Consider the following 22,735-nt stretch of genomic DNA (forward strand, 5'->3'; position numbering starts at 1 on the left):
GATACGTGGCCACTTGCTTCAACATTTGAAAAATTTATTTTTGTCGAGATTTTAATATGAAAATAAAACTAAAACTTAGAAGTCAATTGTTACTTATTTTTTCTTTAATAGGAATATTACCTGTTGCAATTGTTGCGACCATTTCATTAATGAAATCGACTGCAGCACTGGAAAGTAACGCATTGGATCAGCTGATAAGTTCACGAGATGTTAAGGCGGACCAAATAGAAAGCTATCTCAATAGTGCAGAAAAAGATATTTCTATCCTATCAAATAGCAGAGATGTATATGAGTTATTTCGTGCCTTGCAAGTGTATCAAGAGTTAGAAGAAATCGTTTCTGAAAATGATAAGTTTGGCGTTGACAACATAGACTATAAAGCAATTTGGAAAGAAAGAAGTAAAAATCTATTAAAATATGTAGATGTTCTGGGCTATCGTGACCTTTTATTATTATCTGCTGATAAGGGGCATATTATTTATAGTGTGAAAAAAGGTGAGGAACTTGGTTCAAATGTGAAGAAGAACTTCGATGAAAAAAATCCAGTCTCAGTTTTATGGAAAAATGTTTTAGAAACAAAACGTGTTATTTTTCAAGATTTTACACCCTATAGCTATCGGGAGAATAGTCCGAGATTCTTTGTTGGCGCACCTGTGTTTAATTTACGCGGTGATACAATCGCTGTCGTGATTTTAGAGCTTTCCGGAGGCGTCATTAATGACATTATGTCTCAGCGTTCAGGGCTCGGAGAAACAGGTGAAACTTACCTCGTTGGTAAAGACAATTTAATGCGTTCCGACTCTCATTTGGATAGCACACATTATTCTGTTGCGAATGCATTTGCCAATCCAAAAAATAATAAAGCAGAAAGTATCGCAGTTAACGCTGCCCTGTCGGGTGAAACAGGCTCAAAATTAATCGACAGTTATTTAGGGCGTGAAGTGTTGTCTGCCTATGCACCATTAAGATTTGAGGGTGCGACATGGGCGATTGTGGCAGAAAAATCACGTGGGGAAGCTTTCGCATCGGTGAGTGCAATAAAACTGGCAGTCATGTTTTCAATGTTGATTACAGCCGTCATTATCATTGCAATCGGTATTGTATTAAGTCGCTCTATTACCAATCCTATTCTTAAAATGACCGACATTGTTAATCAATTGGCAAGTGGTAATGTTCGTAAGAGAGCAAACATAAAACGCTCAGATGAACTTGGAGACATGGCATCGTCGTTAGATAACTTTGCAGAAAAGCTGGATACGGTTTTTGTGAGTAGTTTGGAGAAAATATCAGAAGGTGATTTGACGAGTAATTTAACGTCTAACGGCCAACAGGATGTCATCACTAATGCACTGATTAAAACGAATGCTGATCTGAAAAGTATTGTTACCGATATTTCAGGTTATACCAATAGCATCGTTGAGCAGAGCAATAAGGTCATGCTTTCCAGCGAAACAATATTGTCGAATACGGCAAGTTCTGAACAATCAATACAGTCGATTTCCGCGGCGATAGTTGAGGTTAACGAGCAGGTCAAGATTACTGCTAACACAGCGAGAGAAGCTGATGAATTGAGTCAGAAAGCGAAGCAGTCGGCTTCACTTGGGAGTGACCTTGTTAGCAAAACCGTGTCAGCTATGAATGATATCAGAGAGGCGAGCAGCAATATTTCTTCTATTCTTTCTGCGATAGAAAACATTGCAAATCAAACGAATTTGTTAGCCTTAAATGCGGCGATTGAGGCCGCCAGAGCCGGTGAAACAGGTAGAGGTTTTGCTGTGGTTGCAGATGAAGTGCGTGCTTTGGCAGCACAAAGTACAAAAGCGGCAAATGAAACAGCTAAGTTAATTGAAATTGTGGTTGAAAAAACGCAAGTCGGTGCAGAAATTTCTGAAAACTCGTCTGAGAGCCTTAAAGAAATCGTTGACTCTATTGAAGTGGTATGTGACTTGATGGGTAATATTGCGGTTGCTTCCGAAGAGCAGGCTCGAACCATTGATGATACGAGTAGCAACTTAAATCGTATCGCTGATAAAAATGTTGAAACAACATCAGAAGCTAAAGAGGGCGCCGGTACTTCTCAGAAACTAACGGAGATGTCGTCTGGACTGAAAGGCATTGTGGAGAAATTCACCCTCAGTTCCGAATCCACTCATTCTGGCCGTCGGTCGTAAGGGGCTTTCCTAAAAATGAGACTGTCACTAATTTGGTGTGCTATTAAAATTGCTGACTAAAATAGCAAGTCAAATGTACTCAGGGTGAAAAATCCATGGACGGATTTTTCAGGATTGCATGAGTGAATCGGACAAATGAAGGATAGTTGCATCGCTCGTTCTTATCAATCCGCCCCTTCTGGGTTTATTTCTGGGTTTATTGCGACCAGAGTACCTCGCTAAACTGAGTTTTTAGTCGAAATCAGCAGACAGATATCAACGCAACGCTATCTATATGCGTTGTACGGTGTATCGGATTATTGATATCTATCTCATTTTCGAACTAACCAGTGCTCTGAATGTCTGTAGAGGGAGATGTAGACCGCGAAAAGAAGCAGGAGCCTGAAAGTATGCGAGGGTTAAGCACGATTATTCTAATTGCTGTTGGGTGTTTGATTGGGCATTTCACACCACAGTCGTTTGGCAAGAAACACCACCGCACCAATATGCAGGTAGTCTCGGAGCAAATTGCACCGGGGGTGGTGCTGACGGGTTACCGGGAGCCCGAAGAAAGCGAAAAAAACGAAAAAAAAGGCCCTCAAGGTTACCATTATCTTTATTATTTTCACGCTCCTGATGAAGCGTTGAGCGATCCCTTCCTGATTACCGATACTCCGGAATTCCACATGCGTCAGTTAAGTCCTCATCATTTGAGTATTCGTTTAACCGGACATGTTTTTCACTATCAAAGTTTGTCACAGGTCGAGTGGCATGAGCATCTGACGACGATTGTGGTTGATCTGACGGCTCACAATCCCGCTGCTTCGTCATAATATTGATGTCGTCAATCCACGAATGATTGGGTCACCGAGGGGATGTGTAACCCATTCTGTTCCTTTATGTTTATCTGTGAAAATCTGCTAATTTAAACAAGGTCAGGATTCTCGGAGGCAGCATGAGTCAAAATGCGTTTATAGCAGCTTTATTATTTGATGGGCAAGGTGGTGCGGTTGAGCTGGATCAGGAACAGGTCAATGCATGGCAACCCGAACAGGGCACATTATGGGTACATATCGATTATGCCAATGAACAGGGTAGTCATTGGCTGTCGCATCAAAGTGGTGTCGGGGAATTGGTCGCGGATGCCTTACTGAGTCATGACACGCGTCCGCGGGTGAGTCACGTTAATGAACAATCATTGATCTTCTTGCGTGGCGTGAATCTGAGTGAGGGCGCGAGCCCTGAAGATATGGTCTCGGTGAGGATAGTGATTGACGCGCAGCGGATTATCTCTACCCGGCGGCGGAAATTATTGTCGGTCAGTGATTTAATTCAATCTCTTCATCGGGGAGAAGGGCCCGTCAACTCTTCTGATTTTTTGGTGAGATTGTGCCATTACCTGACGTTGCGGATTGATGCCGTGGCTGCCACGTTTGAAGACCGGATCGCGCAGATTGAAGAACTCGTGCTTGAAGCGGAAGATCCCGCCGGACAGCGTAAAGCATTGATGGAAATCCGGCGTCAGACGATTCATCTGCGGCGTTATTTGGCCCCTCAGCGTGAGGCGATGTTGAAAATGATGGCTGAGCGTAAAGCATGGTTACTGGCGGATGATCGGCTCTATTTACAAGAGAGCACTGATCGGTTGATTCGTTCCGTCGAAGAACTGGATGCGGTGCGTGAGCGTGCGGTGGTGACTCAGGAAGAGTTGGTCAGTCAGGTCAATGATCAGATGAACCAGCGGATGTATGTCATGTCGCTGATTGCAGCACTGTTTTTGCCGCTTGGATTTTTGACCGGGCTGCTGGGCGTGAATATCGGCGGGATCCCGGGGACGGATAATCCCGGTGCCTTTCTCTGGTTTTCTGCCATGCTGGTTGTGGTGATGTTCATTATTTTAGGGTTCTTCAGGCTCAAACGTTGGTTTTAGTGCTGAACCAATCACATCGTCATCATCATAAAACAGCTCAGCACAATATGCGCTGAGCTGTTTTGATAAGAGAGACGGTTTGATATCGAATACCGTCTGTCAGGGGGCGAGGAGCGTCGGTTAATCCGGTAAGCTCATTCTTTCAATGCGTGTATTACCGATAGATAAACCGATTGACCAGATTTTCCAGATATTCTTGCTGGCCGGATACTTTCTGTGGCGCGATATCATTGTCTACCGCGAACTGTGCCAGTGATGCTAATGAATGTTCACCTGACAGAATTTGACGGCCCAATGATTGACTCCAATCAGCATAACGCTGTGCAATATGTTTGGAGAGCAGATCATTTTCGATCATGTTTGCCGCCCGTTCGAAAGCCAATGCCATGATGTCCATACCACCGATGTGACCGTAGAACATATCTTCTGCATCAATGGATGGACGGCGGAGTTTGGCATCAAAGTTCAGCCCGCCGGTTGTGAAGCCACCTGTTTTGAGAATTTCGTACATGATCAGTGTGTTTTCTTCCACACTGTTCGGGAATTGGTCGGTATCCCAGCCAAGCTGCGCATCGCCGCGGTTGGTATCAATCGAACCAAAAATACCCAGTGCTGTTGCTGTCGCGACTTCATGATGGAAGCTGTGTCCGGCCAGTGTGGCATGGTTCGCTTCAATGTTTACTTTCACTTCATCTTCTAGCCCGAACTGTTTTAAGAAGCCATAAACTGTTGCACAGTCGTAATCGTACTGGTGTTTGGTTGGTTCTTGTGGTTTCGGTTCGATCAGGATGGTGCCTTTAAAGCCGATTTTGTGTTTGTGTTCGACAACCATTTGCATCAAGCGGCCAAGTTGTTTGCGTTCTTGACGCAAATCGGTATTCAGCAAGGTTTCATAGCCTTCGCGACCGCCCCATAACACATAGTTTTCACCACCGAGTTTTTGAGTTGCACTCATGGCATGAAAAATCTGAGTGGCTGCAAAAGCAAATACTTTTGGATCAGGGTTGGTGGCAGCACCTGCCATATAACGTGGATGAGAGAACGCATTGGCGGTACCCCATAACAGTTTGACGCCAGTGTCCTGTTGTTTTTGCCCTAAGACATCAACCATTTCTGCGAAATTATTGATGTATTCTTTGATGGAGTTGCCTTCAGGGGCAACATCGGCATCGTGGAAACAGTAGTAAGGCACACCGAGCTTGGTAAAGAATTCAAATGCAAGATCTGCTTTCAAGCGAGCCAGCTCCATTGCACTACCGCCGTGATGCCATGGTCGGTCAAACGTTGCTGCACCAAATACATCCGCACCCGGCCAGACGAAGTTGTGCCAGTAGCAGGCTGAGAAACGTAAATGGTCTTTCATTGATTTGCCAAGAATCATCCGGTCCGCATCATAATGATGGAATGCTAAGGGATTCGCTGATTCTGTCCCTTCAAATTGAATGGGTTCAATGTGTTTGAAAAATTCAGTCATGATGGTTTTCCTGTATGAGTGGATAAATGCAGAGCGAATAAACTCAATTTCAATTTCTATTCATCATGAAGGGATTGTTGAGTTGACGGCAATTGTGATTTTTCTTATCGCTATTATTCATTTTTTTAAATTTGAACTGTGTTGTTTTTTTAAAATATTGGCTTATCTATATGATCACATAAATAAAAAATCATAACTCCGTTGAATTATTCCATAATATGCAAACCTGAATCGTTTGACTTTATATATAGCCAGACAACGCCAAGATGAGGCGAAATCTGCATCTTGAGATTGTGAGATAGAAAGACTCCCTACAAATATAAAAGAGGTCATTCAGATGAAAACAGGTACAAATGTTATTCACTTAACGCTGGTTGTGGCGTTAGGTGGATTGTTATTTGGTTACGATACCGCGGTTATTTCCGGTGCGGTTGAGGCGCTGCAAAATTATTTTCAACTTACTGCAGCCGAGTTGGGGTTTGCTGCATCCTCTGCTTTAATCGGTTGTGTTCTTGGTGCTGCGTTGGCCGGTTATGTCAGTAACCGTCACGGGCGGCGGGGCGCATTGATTATTGCCGCGTTACTTTTTCTGATTTCAGCGATCGGTTCCGCAGTACCACAGCATTATTGGACCTTTGTGATTTATCGGATTATCGGGGGTGTCGGTGTGGGAATTGCGTCGATGGTTTCTCCGATGTATATCGCAGAAGTAGCGCCACCTGCACGTCGTGGTGGATTGGTTGCATGGAACCAGTTTGCCATTATTTTCGGTATGTTAGTGGTGTACTTCGTCAACTATGGCATTGCACTTCTGGGCAGCGATAACTGGCTCAATGATGTGGGCTGGCGGTATATGTTTGCCTCCGAAGTCATTCCTGCAATCCTATTCTTTGGGCTGTTGTTTACCGTACCTGAAACACCGCGCTGGCTGGCACTGAAAGGGCGTGATAATGAAGCACACAGCCTGCTGAAGGCAATTAATCCACAGCAAGATATCGAGCCGCAATGGAAAGAAATCAAGCAGTCATTGGTTAAGGTTCAGCGGCCGGGGATTATCGCTGCGGGATATCTGAGCGTGTTACTGATCGGTATTATGCTAAGTGTATTACAACAGGTCACGGGGATTAATGTATTTCTCTATTATGCGCCCGCGATTCTGAAAAGTTTCAGTGATTCCACGACGGATATTGCCTTACTGCAAACCATTCTGGTGGGTGCGGTCAATTTAAGTTTTACCGTGTTGGCTATTTTCACCGTGGATAAATTCGGACGTCGTCCGCTGATGATGATTGGTGCCGGTTTGATGGCAGTCAGTATGTTAGCGATTGGCACCGCCGCTTACCTGAATGCAATTGGTAGTTATCTGTTAGTGTTTATGTTGATGTACATTGCTGCGTTTGCATTGTCACTGGGGCCGGTGACTTGGGTTCTGTTGTCTGAAATCTTCCCCAACAGCGTTCGTTCCAGAGCATTATCCATTGCTGTGTTTGCGCAGTGGTTCGCCAACTTTGTCGTGTCTCAGTCCTTCCCGATGATGAATGAAAAAGAGAGTTTTATCTTCCAGCAATTTCATGGCGGTTTTCCGTTCTGGCTGTATGGGATTATGGGGGTATTTACCGTTTACTTTATTTATCGCTGGGTTCCGGAAACCAAAGGCAAGTCGTTGGAACAACTGGAAACTCTTTGGCAGCGTGATTCAGAGCCAACCGGTAATCGCATGAAAACGGCTAAATCATCTTGAGCGGTGAAGATCACTTCATGCCATCCGCTGGGGGTGATGGCTGATCCTCATAAGAGAATGATTAGATGGTGATGACTATCGTTCTGTGCAGTTGCCCACCGAATCTCGGTGGGCCTGCTTATTTAACTACGGAATCGCTTTTAACCACGGAATTGCTTCGGTTATAGCGCATCACGATGACGCCATCTGTCGTGATGCTGTTCGCGAAATTCTTTCGGTGTACATTGCTGATGTTTTTTAAACACGCTGTACATATATTGCAGTGAAGGATAGCCACATAATTCAGCAATTTCGGCGACCGGTAATGACGTGGTTGCCAGTAGATGGCGTGCTTGCCTCAACTTAGAGTTATGGATTTCCTGATGAATGGAATGTCCGCACTCTTCTTTAAAACGAATTTCCATGTTGGAGCGAGAAATACCGACATAGTCGAGAACCTGTTCGACTTTAATACCTTTGCAGGCGTGATGACGGATAAAATGCATCGCCTGAATCACATAGGGATCTTTCAGCGCTTGATAGTCGGTACTCTGTCGTGCGTGGACTTGTGTCGGAGGAACCAGTCGACGCGTTTGCCTGAGCGCCTCTAACTGTTCTGTCTCCTCGGGGGCGGTGGTCAGCAGGCGGTGCAGCAATTTGGCAGCCTGATAGCCCATCTCTTTACATCCTTGTTCGACCGAAGATAACGACACTCGGCTCAGGTAGCGGGTCAGCTCTTCATTATCAATCCCAATGACGGATATTTTGTCCGGCACCATCAACTTCAAATGATCGCAAACCTGAAGCAGGTGGCGAGCTCGGGCATCGGTGACCGCAACAATGCCGACCGGCGTCGGTAGTTGCTGCAACCAGTCTGCGAGACGATTCATATCGTACTGCCATGTTTGCGGGCTTACCTCATTACCCCGGTAAACCGAACCGGAGTATCCCTCTCGTTGTAAGAGTTGAATAAAGGCTTGTTCTCGTTCGTGAGACCAGCGTCGCCATGATTCTTCCGGCATTCCGTAGAACGCAAAATTTTCAATCCCTTTGCTTTTGAGATGCTGAAATGCGAGTTCAATCAATGCTTGGTTATCCGTGGCAACATAAGGGACATCCGGATAATCGGATGGATGTTCATAAGAGCCACCGATTGCAACAACAGGGAGCGTCGTATCTTCGAGCAACTCCCGAATATGGGGGTTGTCGAAATCAGCAATCACTCCGTCGCCTTTCCAAGTATGGAAATTCTCCAGATGCGTGGTGAATTCCTCTTCCAGATAAATATCCCAGTTACATTGCGACGCCTGTAAATATTCGCCGATGCCTTCGATTACCTCTCGGTCGTACACTTTATTGGCATTAAACAACAGTGTAATCCGATAACGGTGGTCGATGAACTGACGATATAAGTTGTGAGGGTAAGGTTTCAGAGCGGTCATGGATGGGTTTTTATTCATAAATAGTATTAATTATATTTTGTCCATAATTTTTAAGTCTAACAGGCAAGTACTGTGTTAAATGTGATCCTTCACTCAGTCGTTAAATCCATGAAGCTATCTATGAAAAATCGTAATTGTGTCGTGAACAGAGCGACTTATGATAATGATTCGATAAATAAAATCATCACGAAGCGTAAATATATCCGGATGGCCCCATTACACTGTGTATTTCCTGAGGTTATCCGAGTCTATTGAGTGAAAATGAAAGGGTAGCTTATGTATGTTGGAATCGATTTAGGGACATCCGGCGTTAAGGTCATTGTTCTTGCGGAAAATGGTGATGTGGTGGCGAGCGAGGTGATACCACTAGAGATATCACGTCCGTTTCCGCTGTGGTCAGAACAAGATCCGCAGCATTGGTGGCAAGCTATGTGTCAAGCCATTCAGGCGCTGGGAAAACAGACGGATCTGAGCGCAGTGAAAGCTATCGGGCTGTCGGGACAGATGCATGGTGCGGTACTGCTCGATCAACAAGGGCAGGTTTTGCGCCCTGCGATTTTGTGGAATGACGGGCGTTGTCAGGCACAATGCGCCGAACTGGAACAGCGCGTCCCTGACAGTCGTCAGATTACAGGGAATATGATGATGCCGGGCTTTACCGCACCGAAACTCCTGTGGGTGGCAGAACATGAACCGGAAATTTTTGCTCAGACAGACAAAGTCCTGCTGCCGAAAGATTACTTGCGTTATCGGATGACGGGTGTGTATGCCTCGGATATGTCCGATGCCGCCGGAACCATGTGGTTAGATGTTGCCCGGCGAGATTGGAGTGATGAACTGCTTGATGCAACCGGGCTGGCGCGACGTCAGATGCCGGACCTGTATGAAGGGAATGCGATCACCGGTACTCTGAATCCTGAACTTGCCAATGCATGGGGTATGCCTGAGGTGCCTGTCATTGCCGGTGGTGGTGATAATGCCGCTGGCGCTGTCGGGGTCGGGATTATCGAACCGGGGCAGGCGATGCTCTCTTTGGGAACTTCCGGAGTGTATTTCGCCGTTAGTGATGGTTTCCTTGCGAACCCCGATTCTGCATTACACAGTTTCTGTCATGCATTACCCGGGACTTGGCATACCATGTCGGTCATTTTGAGTGCGGCATCTTGTTTGTCTTGGGTATGTGAGTTGACCGGATTTACCGATGTCAGCGAGATGTTGAGTGAGACGGAACGTCATGCCAATCCTGATTCTGGGGTGGTGTTCCTACCTTATTTGTCGGGAGAACGGACACCGCATAATGACCCGTATGCAAAAGGCGTGTTCTTCGGTATGACCCATTCGACATCGAAGTTCGAATTGGTTCAGGCGGTATTGGAAGGAGTCGGGTTTGCATTTGCCGATGGATTTGATGCATTACATCAGACGGGGTTACTGCCGGAAGAGGTGGTTTTGATTGGCGGTGGCGCCCGCAGCCAATATTGGCGTCAGATGCTGGCGGATATTGTCCGGTTGCCGCTGGCATATCGTCAGGGCGGTGATGTTGGCCCGGCACTCGGTGCGGCACGACTGGCGATGTTAGCCGTTAGGCCGGAAATGACGGCTCGGGATATCTGCGCATCACCGGTATTGATTGAAAAACATATGCCGGATGAAGGGCAGACAGCACATTACCAACGCAAGAGAGCGGTTTATCAACAGTTATATCGTCAATTGAAACCGCTTTTTGTGTAAGCGGGAGAGATTTTATCTCGGTGGTATCTTCGGTTATTTCCTGATGTTTGAGAAAGTAACCAATCCCAACCGGGTCACATAAAATAAATAAGGAGCCATACCATATGGCTCCTTATTTTGATCTCGCTGAAACGTATGCGGTTTAACTGAGTCTCAGTTCAATTGTATGTACAATACTCATTTGCATCTCAATACTTACTGTATGACCAAGATATTAAGCGGTTTGAGTCACACTGTCGGCTTCTTGAGGCTTTCGGTTCAGGTGAGTGGCTTGTTCTGCACCATGCATCCACATGACCAATTGGTTAGAGAATAGGAGCAGGACGAGGCCGGAGACTATTGCCGTGATGGCAATGCCACCAAAAATCGCTAAGGCGCCGAAATCGCCGACATGGGCACCGATCAGCCCGGCAATGTAGTTGGCAATCGCATTAAATCCGAACCAGACGCCCATCATCAGTGAAGCAAGACGAAGCGGTGCCAGTTTGGTGGTCATCGATAAACCGATTGGTGACAGGCACAATTCCCCGACAGTATGGAAGAAGAACGCACCAACCAGCCAGAACATTGAGGTTTTCACACTCAGATCGCCACCTTGCTCTAAAACGGCACCAATCATGCACAAGAAACCGATCGCCAGAAAGAAAAGCCCAAATGCAAATTTGATCGGTGAATTGGGTTCTCGACGGCCAAGTTTGACCCATAGCGCAGCAATCAGCGGTGCACAGACAATGATGAAAAATGGATTTAGAGACTGGAACCAAGCGGCGGGCACTTCAAAACTGCCGATCATTCGATCGGTATACTGTTGGGTGTAGAGGTTCATCAAGCCACCGGCTTGTTCAAATCCGGCCCAGAAGACAATCACGAATAATCCCATGATGATAATGACCTTCATGCGATCAATTTCTTCTTTGGTTAGCGGTTCTTTCTTCGTTGATTTTTTCTGTTGTAAATCCCGCGCGGCAGCCGGTTTGAGACCAATATCTCCCAGCCAGCGCTGAGCAAACAGGATTTGGATCACGAAGCTGATGAGCATCCCGATACCTGCTGCAACGAAGCCGGCTTTCCAGCCATAGCTGTTGGTTGCAATACCGGAGATAATCCCTGCGAGTAGTGCACCGATATTAATCCCCATATAAAAGATGGTGAATGCACCGTCGCGACGATGGTCACCTTCTGTGTACAGATCGCCAACCATGGTTGAAATATTAGGTTTAAACAGGCCATTCCCGATGATCAGCAGTGCCAAACCAAGATAGAAACTGTGCGCCGCATCAAGGCCGAATAATTGATGCGGTAGTGCCAGCGTAAACTGACCGACTGCCATCAGCGCGCCACCTGCAAGAATTGAGCGACGTTGACCGAAATAGTTATCGGCCAACCAGCCACCGATGAGGGGCGTAATGTAGACAAGCCCGGTATAGATGCCATAGAGATCCAATGCCTCTTTGGCTGACCAGCCCATGCCACCGTTTAGTGTTGTGTCTGTGAGGTATAAAACCAGAATTGCTCGCATTGCATAGTAGGAGAATCGTTCCCACAGTTCAGTGCCAAACAATAGGAACAGGCCACGAGGATGACCTAAGAATTGATGATTGTTGTGATTCATATTTGCTTTGTTTAGATTATTTATTAGTTTTTTATTTTACTTTAATGTTACATATTGGGTAAATGGTTTGATTTTTAACATTTATTCAATACATTATAAAAATGTATTTTTAAGTTTTTGAAATTTAAACATTTTATAAATTCAGCAGTAAAATGAGAAAATCGGGGTGAACTAAGTTTTCATTTATGAAACAATTGTTTGCATGGTTGATAAGGAAAAATCAGCAAATATTAAAAATTTGTGATGGTGATTGATATAAAAATAAAAAAAGCCAGCACGGAATGCTGGCAAGGTCCCACAAAATGAGGATATCAGAGCGTATCGGTTAATCTGTACACAGACCGGTTAAGCGCCAAGAGTCATCACTCCCGGGGGTTGACTTTGTATACCAGTTGGCTTGATAGAGTTTATTCTGGTACACCATGTAGTCACCGCTCTCACTATGGTCGTAACTTCCGCCTTCCCATGATTTACGTGTCCAGTTCGGATAAACATTCACACCTGTACAATTTTGTGGTGTGCTATTGTCGAGTTGATATGGCCAGTTCTCGATGATCGATTTTACTTTCTTACCGGATGGGGTCAGTGTCATGGTATCCGGATAATAGGTGGACGCGCCTTCATCCTTGTCGTTTAACGCCCAGTTCGCATTACTGAGGTCATGCTCTTTCATGAAGTTCACCCAGATGTCAGTTTCTGCTTCATTGACATTGCCATCACCGTCGGCATTGATGGTTCCCCATTCGGTGACGAATAGCGCAATTCCATTGTTCATCGCTGTGAGTGCTTTATCTCTGAGATATTGACCGTGTGTCCCGGCATAAAAGTGCAGCGTATAGGCGATGTTTGTGCCGTTGATTGGGTTCCAGGATGCGGTATCGACGTCTTGTGACCAGCTTGGCGTGCCGACAACGATTAAGTTATCCGGATCAAATTCACGGATTGCAGCAATCACGGTTTCTGCATAGGGTTTGATGACGTTATTCCAAGAGATTTGTAGGGGTTCATTGTAGATCTCATAAATGACATTGGGGCTGTCACCATATTTCTGTGCCATCTCCCGGAAGAAGCTGACTGCTTCGGCAACATTGTCTTCCGCATGATGAGAATGCCAATCGATGATGACATACATATCGTTAGCGATAGCTGCATCTACGACGGTAACTACTTTGGCCTTATTGCCTGCGGGATCATCAAGATAGCCGCCCTCTTCCTGAATACCCATTGAGGCTCTGACGATACTGGCATTCCAGTCTTCTCGGAGCATCTTGACAATATCTGCGCGATAGAATTTTTCACCGCCCCACTCATTATTACTCCAGAACAGACTATTTCCCGAGAAGCTTTTGATGCTATCACCAGCATAGATCTTATTGCCGGAGACGGATAACGGTTCAACCGCATATGCTTGCTGGGTTAATCCAATCAATAAGCATCCCAGACAGGAAAGCAATAATTTTTTGGCTGAGGAACCACTTTTCCTCGTGGATAGGTGTTGTATTGGTAAATATGACATCAGTTCACCTCTAATTAAACATGACGTACCACTCACTATGAGTTGAATGACTCATGATAATTGTATTGTTAGCTGGAATTATGTTTGACAAGTATTGCCGCCTAATAAATTGGCAACTGTTTTAAATATAGGTGGGAATAGCAATCAGGAGAGATAAACTATAATAGTTGTGACAATACACTAGATAGTCGATTTCTATATTTTTATTTATGTCACTAATAAAGTGGTTTTAAATTTATTAAAACTGTATCTGTGATCTGGATTTGAATAATCAGTATAAAAATGTAAGAGAAATTATGAGATAAAATATTTTGTACTGTATGAATAAGACATTCCGTCCTATAAAACAGGACGGAATGATTCAAGCATGCTTTTATTTTATACAGAATGAAAGATAATTATATGCTGGTTTTGTTTTGCCAGTAAATTACAGACCATACTTTGATGGTTGGCGATTATCATTCTGAATCATGGTTTTCAAATCAGATAAATATTGCAAATCATCGTCATTATTTTCCCAGTATAAATGACCGAATGCTTCAACGGCTTCGCGCATTAAAATTGCTTTGACTTTGCTGACATCGGATTCGCGCAGTAGCTCATAGAACAGTTGGTCGGCATCTGAGCGGCTTAACAAATGCGTGTAATAAAGCCAGTCGTGGATAACCGCTGCTTTCATAAAACGCGGGTTAAATGGCGTACCGATAATGCTGTAGGCAGCACTCGGGACACTCGCACCATCATACTGAAAGAACTTCGGTACCCAGATTGCTGTACCTTGATTCACGGTGCCAAAATCTTCAGCGACTTCGTAGGCTTCATCTAGCTTGCTGTTGTGAGGTTCAATCACCGGGAATACATATAAATTGCTCATATTTGAGTCTCCATATTGAAACGTATTACTTGGAACGTATTACTTGAAACGAATTGCTTGAAACGAATTACTGGGTTGTTGTGTTCGTCCGGACGGCTGAGGTACATGAACCGCAGCAGGGATAGACTATGTGCTTCGATGACTATTGAATAGGGGGGGCTGCGAACAGTTTTGCGAACAAATGTAACATTTACAGCGACTTATATGCGGAATTTGAGGCAAACGTCGGAGAAAATGAGGGTAAGTTGCACGGATGAATGCTGTCTGTGCATTTTTATGTTTTTTGTTGCATACTAACCATCGTACGATAACAATTCGTCGTGCAATAATAATCCGTCGTGTAATAACAACCCGTCGTGCAATAACAACCAGATGAAAAACCAGAACGGAGAACATCATGAGAGCGATTGGCGAGAATATTTGGATATTTGATGGTAAAGAGGTCCCGTTTTTGACGTTACCTTACTCGACCCGAATGACGATCGTTCGGCTTGCTGATCAATCGTTATGGGTCCACAGTCCGATTGAATTAGATTCTGATCTGAAAGCTTCCGTTGATGCTTTAGGTGTGGTCAAGTATTTGATTGCCCCCAACCAACTTCATCATCTGTTTATTTCCCAATGGCAAGACGCTTATCCGGAGGCGTTCACCTATGGAACGGAAGGGGTACGTCATAAGCGTCAGGACTTAACCTTTAATACGGTTTTGTCTGCCCAGATGGATTATCCTTGGAGTGATGAACTGGATAATGTGTTATTTACCGGCTCTCGGGTCATGGAGGAATGTGTCTTTTTTCACCGTCCGAGTGAGACTTTAATTGTTACGGATCTGATTGAAAACTTCTCACCGAAGGCTTTCAATGGTTTTCAGCGTTTGCTGGCTAAGCTGACTGGGGTTCTGGCTCCGACAGGAAAAATGCCACTGGATTGGCGGTTAACTTTTATGACCGGAAAGGCGACGGCCCGAGCGCATCTGAAAAAAATCCTGAGTTGGAATCCTAAGACCATTGTTATGGCACACGGTATCATTGTGACTGAAGATGCTGAAAAATTCTTACGCCGCTCGTTTCGTTGGTTGTTGTAAATCATGCAAAATGTTGAAGTACTTTCTACTCCGCGCTGGGTTGGTTGCGGGTCAATACTTCGATGAATCATCGCATTGACCCACCCCGTTAATTTCAGAGAACTGTCAGGAGAAAACATGAATCATTTTCAAGGGTCGTGTCTATGCGACAGTGTCCGGTATGAGCTGACAGGTGAATTACAGAAATTTTTCCTGTGTCATTGTCAACGATGCCGTAAAGATACGGGGTCGGCTCATGCGGCAAATTTGTTTGTAAAACCGGTCTCGTTTCACTGGTTGAGTGGCGCTGATCTGGTGAAAACATATCATCACCCGGATAGTCGTCATGTGAAAAGCTTCTGTCAAAACTGTGGCTCTGCCGTGCCGACGGTGATTGATAATGTGATGGTTCTGCTCCCGGGAGGGAGTCTCGATTCGGATCTCCCACATAAGCCTGATGCGAATATTTTTATCGACAGTCAGGCGAACTGGTCAAAAAATTCAGGCGATCTGCCAAGTTTTGCCCACCTTCCTGAATAAGCCAGTGAGCATGAATGTATGCTCAGGGTTACTCAAATTCCTATTGAATGATCACATCACTCAAATAATCCTCAATCGACGATTGAACGAATATTGAGGTTTCTGACTCCTTCAACTAACTTAAAAAATATCACTTTTATGTTAGGGGTAGGATATTGATACCATCGCAACCAAAAGATATGGAATATCACATTAGCGGCGTCTCCTCTAGATTGCATTGGTATCATTGGCTCGTGATTTTACTGTCTCTGTTATTAACTTTTGGGGCTTATTACATAACCGAACGCCAGACTGATCTTAAAATCGCCAATCAATTTGAGTTTCAGTCACAGCAAATTGTCGAGCTGGTACAAGAGCGAATGATTCGTTACGAAGAAGCATTATGGGCGGGCGTTTCTGCATTGAGAATGTTTCCGCGTGATGCTGCGCGGGCAGATTGGCGAACGTTTTCAACCAGCTTACAGATTGATCAGCGTTTCCCGGGCATTAACGGGATTGGCGTGATTCATTATGTTCCCCCGGAAAAGCTGTCGAACTACCTGTCATGGCAAAGATCATCTCTGGATGGTTACACGATTCACCCTGAGCATGCTGAATCGGAATATTGGCCGATTACCTATATTGAACCGCAAGTGGAAAACCGCAGAGCGGTTGGTTTAGATATGGCACACGAAATCAATCGATATACCGCAGCGAAAAAAGCACGTGATACACATTTGGCGAATATTACCGGGCCGATTACTTTAGTTCAGGATGACCAGAAAACGCCGGGGTTTTTATTTTATGCGCCGTGGTATTCATCGGGTAGGGTTTCTGAGCGGTATGGTGAAACGCATGGTGATTTTAGGGGGTTGGTATATGCGCCTTTCATTATGTTCAAATTGATGGATGGCACGTTAAAAAATACCAACCGCCTCGTTAATTTCAGTATCTATGACGGAGACTCGTTACTGTACACAGAGCTGGATTCAAATTCTGAAAATTTCGATCCTGACCCATTATTCCAACGAGAGATTACACTGGAACTCTACGGGCGCGTATGGCGTTTTAATCTGCAATCGACAGAGCTATTTCGAGCGCAACAAAATCATGCCCAGCCTTTCATCATTTTGTTCGGAGGCTTGACGATTGATGTGCTGCTCTTTGTCATTTTCTTTATTCTCGCCCGATCAAATCGCAATGCAATTGAGTTTGCGCACAAAGTCACCGCCAATTTGAAATCACGAACAGAAGAGCTGGAGCAGACCAGTCAAAGCCTCCAGCAAAAAAATCGAGATCTGGAAGAGGCAAACAGCGAGTTGGATCAGTTCGCCTTTGTTGCATCACATGACTTAAAAGCACCACTCCGAGGGATCAATCAGTTGGCGCAATGGATTGAAGAAGATAGTGAAGGGGCGCTGACCGAAACAACTTATGCGCACCTCGACTTAATGAAAAGCCGGATCTCTCGCCTTGAGCGTTTATTAAATGATTTACTGACCTATTCTCGTGTCGGCAGAAATAAAGAGTTGCCCGGCTCTGTGAATGTCGCGTCTTTGATTGATGATGTCTTTCATTTACTTAACCACGACCGTCGTTTTGCGTTAACGGTTGAAGCACCAGATGAAGATGTGATGACGATGGTCACGCCGTTGGAACAAATTATCAGAAACTTGATCGGCAATGCGATGAAACATCATGACCAGAAGACGGGGAATATCGCCATCACGGTTTCTCAGTCTCCCCAATATCTTCACTTTAAAGTAAGCGATGACGGGCCGGGGATCCCACCTGAACATCAGGAGAAAGTCTTTGAACTGTTCCATACCCTAAGACCGCGGGATCAGGTCGAAGGCAGTGGGTTGGGATTGTCGATCATTAAAAAAATATTAGAACGTTACCACTGCGCATATCAGATTCAGTCAGATGGTCAACGTGGGCTCACTTTTTCATTTTCTTGGCCGATTGGTATGCAACCACAGAATACAGAAGATGAGAAGAGAGACGAAGCATAAACCCGTTTTAAGGTGTGAAAAAGAAATCGCACAGGCTTATCGAACCAATATTGTCGGGTATATTGGCCAGTCGTCGATCAATCAAGATTTCAAACCTGTATCAGAATGTCTTGATCACGACTGGCGATGGGTTGAAATTCCGCATGAAAGGCAGGTGTTCTATGGATATTTTGATTATTGATGATGATGCGGTTGACCGGATGTCAGCCATCAGAACTTTGCATAAGTCAGAACTGGTTTTGAATCGAGTTGATCAGTCTGATACTGCTGCCGAGGGCATTCGTCTGGCTACTGAGCACTGCTATGACGTAATTTTACTCGATTATCAGATTCCGCCTTCAAACGGTATTGAAATATTGCGTGAGATTCGCGGTGGAAATGATTATTCCACCGCGATAGTGATGCTCAGCCATAGTAATGATGAAAGACTGGCGTTAGCGTGTGTCGAAGCGGGTGCGCAAGATTTTATTATGAAAAGTGAAGTGACATCGTCACGTTTAAAACGTGCCATTTTGATTTCACAAGAACGACATGCGCTTGAGCAGGAGATTCGTTCGAGCCATGAGCAACTGCGGTATATTGCGGAGCGTGATAGTTTGACTGGGTTACGCAATCGATACTTTTTTGATGAGACACTTCGTGATGCAGTGACCAGAAACTCACGCAATGGTGAGCAATTAGTTTTATTATTATTAGATTTAGATAACTTCAAAAAAGTCAACGATGTACTGGGGCACCAAGCCGGAGATCGCCTGCTGCAAGAAATTGCCCGGCGCTTGGAGCAACCGATCCGAGAAAGTGACAAGTTGTGCCGTTTAGGTGGTGATGAATTTGCGATTCTTGTTTACGACCTGCCGCAACTTGAGCATGTCCGATTACTGGTTGCTCGTATTTTTGAATCGTTAGGAAAACCGATGACTATTCAGGAACAAACCATAGAAGTCACCGTGAGTATTGGCGTTGCTACTTACCCATTATGTGCGACAGATGCGACAGGGTTAATGAAATGTGCTGATGTCGCGATGTATCGTGCCAAAGCGCTTGGGCGCAATCGCGTTCAATATTATTCCGTTGATTTCCATGAAAAAATGGTATCGCGGATGCAACTGGAGTTTGACTTGAAGCAAGCGATTAAAAGCGATCAATTGACTTTGTTTTTCCAGCCACAAGTAGATACACATTCAGAGCAGTTGGTTGGTGTCGAAGCCCTGATTCGTTGGCGACATCATACACTGGGCATTGTGCCACCTGATGAATTTATTCCGATTGCAGAGGAGTCGGATCTGATTATTGACATTGGTCGCTGGGTGATTGAAGCGGCTTGCCGTCAGTTCAGTCAATGGGTTGGGGCTGTACAGGGACCCCATATCTGTTTTTCCATCGCGGTCAATCTTTCTGCACGCCAATTAAAGGATCATGCGTTGTCGGAATTCCTGCAAAGCTGTCTGACACAATACAATATCCCCGCTGATCTCGTTGAGTTGGAATTAACGGAAAGTCACTTAGAAAATAGCCTCAGTGCGATTGAAATGCTGAATAACTTGTCTGCAACGGGGGTGCGCCTCTCTTTGGACGATTTTGGCACCGGCTATTCATCGTTATCACACTTGAGTCAATTTCCGTTCAGTATCTTGAAAATCGATAAATCCTTTGTGCAAAACGCCGATGATAAGCAGCAACGAACCTTACTCAAAGCTATCTGTGCATTTGCCCATTCACTGGGCTACGAAACGGTGGCTGAAGGGATTGAAACCGAAGAACAAAAACAATTTTGCCAGGCACTGAATGTGAATCGACTCCAAGGTTATTTATTCTCGCAGCCGATCTCTGCCGAGTCGTTTGAAAACAACTGGCTTCAGGGCATGATTTAAACCGCCCCCGAACAAGGGATTGATGTCGGCTATTTTTATCGTTGCACTATATTTGTATAGCCGTAACGGTGCCCTGATGAATGGCCCGTTTGGCATCGAGTTCGGCAGCGATATCGGCTCCACCGATCAAGTGGTAGGGTTTATTCAGCCCCTCGGTCAGGGTTCGCAAAGGTTCTTGCCCGGCACAAATAATCACCTGATCCACCCCGATACATTGCTCTTCGTCGTTGACGCGTAGCCACAGGCCATCATCATCGATCCGCAAATACTCACAGCCTGATATCATTTGCACGCCTCTGTTGTGTAAACTGGTGCGGTGAATCCAGCCGGTTGTTTTGCCTAACTCGGCACCGACTTTGGTTGCTTTTCGTTGGAGAAGATAGATCTGGCGGGGGGATTTGGGGTGGGAGGGCTGAACGTCTTCGATGCCACCGCGAGCCTTGAGCGTCATATCGATTCCCCATTGCTGCATAAATGCCTGAGGTGTGGTCAATGCGGTTTGATCGGCTCCATGAGACAGATATTCCGCCACATCAAACCCAATTCCCCCGGCACCGATAATGGCAACTTTATGACCGACAGGGTGTTGTTCCCGTAAGACATCGAGGTAACTGAGCACTTTCGTGTGATCGATCCCTTCTATCGCGGGCGTGCGGGGAAAGACGCCCGTTGCAATGATGACTTCATCGACATCTGATTGATTAAGTTGCTCAACATCAACGTGTGTGTTGAGCCGAATATCGACCTGCAATAATGCGAGTTGACGAGCAAAATAGCGCAGTGTCTCGTGAAACTCGGATTTACCCGGAATTTGTTTGGCAATATTAAATTGACCGCCAATTTCAGATGCTGCGTCAAACAAGGTGACTTGATGACCGCGCCGGGCTGCTGTGACAGCCGCGGCGAGCCCGGCCGGACCGGCACCAACGACTGCGATTTGCTTCGGCTGAGCCGTAGGGCTGACCAGTAATTCGGTTTCATGACAAGCCAATGGATTGACCAGACAACTGGCGATCTTGCCGACAAAGACATGGTCGAGACACGCCTGATTACAGCCGATACAGGTATTGATTTCATCACTGCGGCCATGCTGGGCTTTGTAGACAAATTCAGGATCGGCCAAGAAGGGGCGGGCCATGGAAACCATATCGGCATCACCACGGGCTAAGACGCTTTCAGCCATTTCCGGCGTGTTAATACGGTTGGTGGTAATCACCGGAATTTTAAAAGCTTGACGAAAATGTTTCGTCACCCACGTAAACGCGCCCCGGGGGACACAGGTTGCAATGGTCGGAATTCTGGCTTCATGCCAGCCAATGCCGGTATTGATTAGCGTTGCTCCGGCAGCTTCAATGGCTTGACCCAGCTCGGTGACTTCTGCGGCACTGGAGCCACTTTCAACCAGATCCAACATCGAAAGACGATAGATGAGAATGAAATGTTGACCGACGGCGGCTCTGACACGCCGCACGACTTCTAACGGAAAGCGAATGCGATGGGGATAGGTGCCCCCCCATTGATCATCACGTTGGTTCGTGCGTGTCGCAATAAACTGATTGAGCAGATAGCCTTCTGAGCCCATGATTTCGACACCATCATAGCCAGCCTGTTGTGCGTTGAGTGCGGTTTGCACAAAGTCATCGAGCTGTTTTTCGATACCGGATTCATCGAGGGCATTGGGCTTGAAACGGTTAATCGGTGCCTGAATTGCCGACGGAGCCACCAGCGCGGGATTATAGGCATATCGCCCGGTATGCAGAATTTGCAGGCATATTTTGCCACCTTCGGCATGAACCGCTTGTGTGACGACTCGATGAGCCTGAATTTGTGCAGCCGTGGTGAGCCCCGGACTATTCGGGTGCGTTGCACCTTCGGGATTCGGGCCGATGCCCCCGGTCACTATCAAACCGACCCCACCTCTGGCGCGTTCAGCATAATAAGCGGCAAGCCGTTTTTCGCCGTGAGGGATGTCTTCCAATCCGGTATGCATCGACCCCATCAACACTCGGTTTTTCAGGGTGGTGAATCCTAAATCCAGAGGTTGGAACAGATGTGGATAGTGTGGATGAGTTGATGCCGTCATAGATCATGTCCTTCGATTGTTATCTTGACAGTGTCAATATTGTCGATGATTTTGACACTGTCAAGATTCATGCTAATTTACAGAGTATGAAATCAAGAAAATTGAACTACCATCATGGTGATCTGCGGCGAAGCCTATTACAGTCAGCGGATCTGATGCTGAAAGAAACTGGGATTGAAGGGCTGTCATTACGTAAACTGGCGGACCACGTCGGTGTGTCACGGACTGCGCTATATCACCATTTTCAAGATAAAAATGAATTGCTCTGCGCGTTGGCTGAGCAGGGGTTTCATCATTGGTATCGGCGCACCCGTCAATTAGTCGAAAGTGCAACGGATGATCATCACGAGACGTTTCGCCAGTTCTTTTATCACTATATTCATGATGCGACCACAACACCGGAAACATATGAGTTGATGTTTGGCCGGGCTATCTGGAAACAAGCACAGGCCACTCCCGCGTTAAAAGAAATTGCCTATCTCTGTTTTCAGTATCAGGTCGATATTACCGCTCGTTGGCAGCAGTTAGGCCTTTTTCCTCGGGAAGAAATAACCGTGCGGCTCGCACAGGTTATTTGGAGCACCATGCATGGTTTGGCACGATTGGTCATCGATGGTGTGTATGCTGATAGTCAGTATATTGATGATATGTGTGATTGTGCGATTCGAATGTTGGTCATACCAAAAGCAGATGCGTGCGAACAGGGATAAAATCTGAGAGAAAAACATGTTGGGT

16 protein-coding genes are annotated in these 22,735 nt (G+C 45.7%); 10 read left to right on the forward strand and 6 right to left on the reverse strand.

Annotated elements, in window-relative coordinates; translation table 11 throughout:
• Positions 1 to 56 precede the first annotated feature (56 nt).
• From MKS89_RS17575 to zntB, 3 genes are all read left to right on the forward strand, one after another.
• Positions 57 to 2,171: a methyl-accepting chemotaxis protein gene (locus tag MKS89_RS17575; protein ID WP_072954934.1), complete on the forward strand. Its 2,115-nt coding sequence runs from the start codon at positions 57 to 59 to the stop codon at positions 2,169 to 2,171.
• Positions 2,172 to 2,509: 338 nt separating this feature from the next.
• Complete coding sequence (locus MKS89_RS17580) at positions 2,510 to 2,983, forward strand: hypothetical protein (RefSeq protein WP_131814848.1); 474 nt, start codon at positions 2,510 to 2,512, stop codon at positions 2,981 to 2,983.
• 122 nt (positions 2,984 to 3,105) lie between these two features.
• Positions 3,106 to 4,080 carry a zinc transporter ZntB gene (gene zntB / locus MKS89_RS17585; RefSeq protein ID WP_072954940.1) on the forward strand — a complete coding sequence of 325 codons (975 nt, stop codon included), beginning with the start codon at positions 3,106 to 3,108 and terminating at the stop codon, positions 4,078 to 4,080.
• A 154-nt stretch (positions 4,081 to 4,234) separates the two neighbouring features.
• On the opposite strand, the gene xylA is transcribed toward zntB, so the two are convergent.
• Positions 4,235 to 5,554 (reverse strand): xylose isomerase, encoded by a 1,320-nt coding sequence (xylA, locus tag MKS89_RS17590; RefSeq protein WP_072954942.1) that lies wholly within the window; start codon positions 5,552 to 5,554, stop codon positions 4,235 to 4,237.
• A 337-nt stretch (positions 5,555 to 5,891) separates the two neighbouring features.
• Here xylA and xylE point away from each other — a divergent pair, with 337 nt between their 5' ends.
• Positions 5,892 to 7,295 (forward strand): D-xylose transporter XylE, encoded by a 1,404-nt coding sequence (gene xylE, locus MKS89_RS17595; protein ID WP_072954948.1) that lies wholly within the window; start codon positions 5,892 to 5,894, stop codon positions 7,293 to 7,295.
• Positions 7,296 to 7,456: 161 nt separating this feature from the next.
• Here xylE and MKS89_RS17600 read toward each other — a convergent pair whose 3' ends face one another.
• The gene (locus tag MKS89_RS17600; protein ID WP_278247313.1) at positions 7,457 to 8,734 is read right to left on the reverse strand and encodes a XylR family transcriptional regulator; all 1,278 of its coding nucleotides are present in this window, start codon (positions 8,732 to 8,734) and stop codon (positions 7,457 to 7,459) included.
• 258 nt (positions 8,735 to 8,992) lie between these two features.
• Here MKS89_RS17600 and xylB point away from each other — a divergent pair, with 258 nt between their 5' ends.
• Positions 8,993 to 10,447 (forward strand): xylulokinase, encoded by a 1,455-nt coding sequence (gene xylB, locus MKS89_RS17605; protein WP_072954954.1) that lies wholly within the window; start codon positions 8,993 to 8,995, stop codon positions 10,445 to 10,447.
• 214 nt (positions 10,448 to 10,661) lie between these two features.
• Here the strand turns inward: xylB and MKS89_RS17610 are convergent, their stop codons facing one another.
• The 3 genes from MKS89_RS17610 to MKS89_RS17620 all read right to left on the reverse strand — a co-directional run bounded on the left by MKS89_RS17610 (position 10,662) and on the right by MKS89_RS17620 (position 14,449).
• Complete coding sequence (locus MKS89_RS17610; protein ID WP_072954957.1) at positions 10,662 to 12,059, reverse strand: peptide MFS transporter; 1,398 nt, start codon at positions 12,057 to 12,059, stop codon at positions 10,662 to 10,664.
• A 325-nt stretch (positions 12,060 to 12,384) separates the two neighbouring features.
• Positions 12,385 to 13,575 (reverse strand): cellulase family glycosylhydrolase, encoded by a 1,191-nt coding sequence (locus tag MKS89_RS17615; protein ID WP_072954959.1) that lies wholly within the window; start codon positions 13,573 to 13,575, stop codon positions 12,385 to 12,387.
• 427 nt (positions 13,576 to 14,002) lie between these two features.
• Positions 14,003 to 14,449 carry a DUF1353 domain-containing protein gene (locus MKS89_RS17620; protein WP_072954962.1) on the reverse strand — a complete coding sequence of 149 codons (447 nt, stop codon included), beginning with the start codon at positions 14,447 to 14,449 and terminating at the stop codon, positions 14,003 to 14,005.
• 397 nt (positions 14,450 to 14,846) lie between these two features.
• Between MKS89_RS17620 and MKS89_RS17625 the strand changes: the two genes are divergently transcribed.
• The 4 genes from MKS89_RS17625 to MKS89_RS17640 all read left to right on the forward strand — a co-directional run bounded on the left by MKS89_RS17625 (position 14,847) and on the right by MKS89_RS17640 (position 19,917).
• Positions 14,847 to 15,533 (forward strand): DUF4336 domain-containing protein, encoded by a 687-nt coding sequence (locus MKS89_RS17625; protein WP_072954964.1) that lies wholly within the window; start codon positions 14,847 to 14,849, stop codon positions 15,531 to 15,533.
• Between the two features lie 117 nt (positions 15,534 to 15,650).
• A complete protein-coding gene (locus tag MKS89_RS17630) occupies positions 15,651 to 16,052 on the forward strand; it encodes a GFA family protein (protein WP_072954966.1) in 402 nt (133 codons plus the stop codon).
• Positions 16,053 to 16,285: 233 nt separating this feature from the next.
• Positions 16,286 to 18,046: a CHASE domain-containing protein gene (locus MKS89_RS17635; RefSeq protein WP_242656012.1), complete on the forward strand. Its 1,761-nt coding sequence runs from the start codon at positions 16,286 to 16,288 to the stop codon at positions 18,044 to 18,046.
• Between the two features lie 161 nt (positions 18,047 to 18,207).
• Positions 18,208 to 19,917, forward strand: a complete 1,710-nt coding sequence (locus MKS89_RS17640) for a putative bifunctional diguanylate cyclase/phosphodiesterase (RefSeq protein ID WP_072954975.1) — start codon at positions 18,208 to 18,210, stop codon at positions 19,915 to 19,917.
• Positions 19,918 to 19,963: 46 nt separating this feature from the next.
• Here MKS89_RS17640 and MKS89_RS17645 read toward each other — a convergent pair whose 3' ends face one another.
• Complete coding sequence (locus MKS89_RS17645; RefSeq protein WP_072954978.1) at positions 19,964 to 22,000, reverse strand: NADPH-dependent 2,4-dienoyl-CoA reductase; 2,037 nt, start codon at positions 21,998 to 22,000, stop codon at positions 19,964 to 19,966.
• A gap of 86 nt (positions 22,001 to 22,086) precedes the next feature.
• Between MKS89_RS17645 and MKS89_RS17650 the strand changes: the two genes are divergently transcribed.
• Entirely contained in the window at positions 22,087 to 22,710 is a 624-nt protein-coding gene (locus MKS89_RS17650) for a TetR/AcrR family transcriptional regulator (RefSeq protein WP_072955120.1), read from the forward strand.
• Positions 22,711 to 22,735: the final 25 nt, after the last annotated feature.

The sequence above is a fragment of the Vibrio gazogenes genome (assembly GCF_023920225.1).
GTDB classification, from domain to species: Bacteria; Pseudomonadota; Gammaproteobacteria; order Enterobacterales; family Vibrionaceae; genus Vibrio; species Vibrio gazogenes.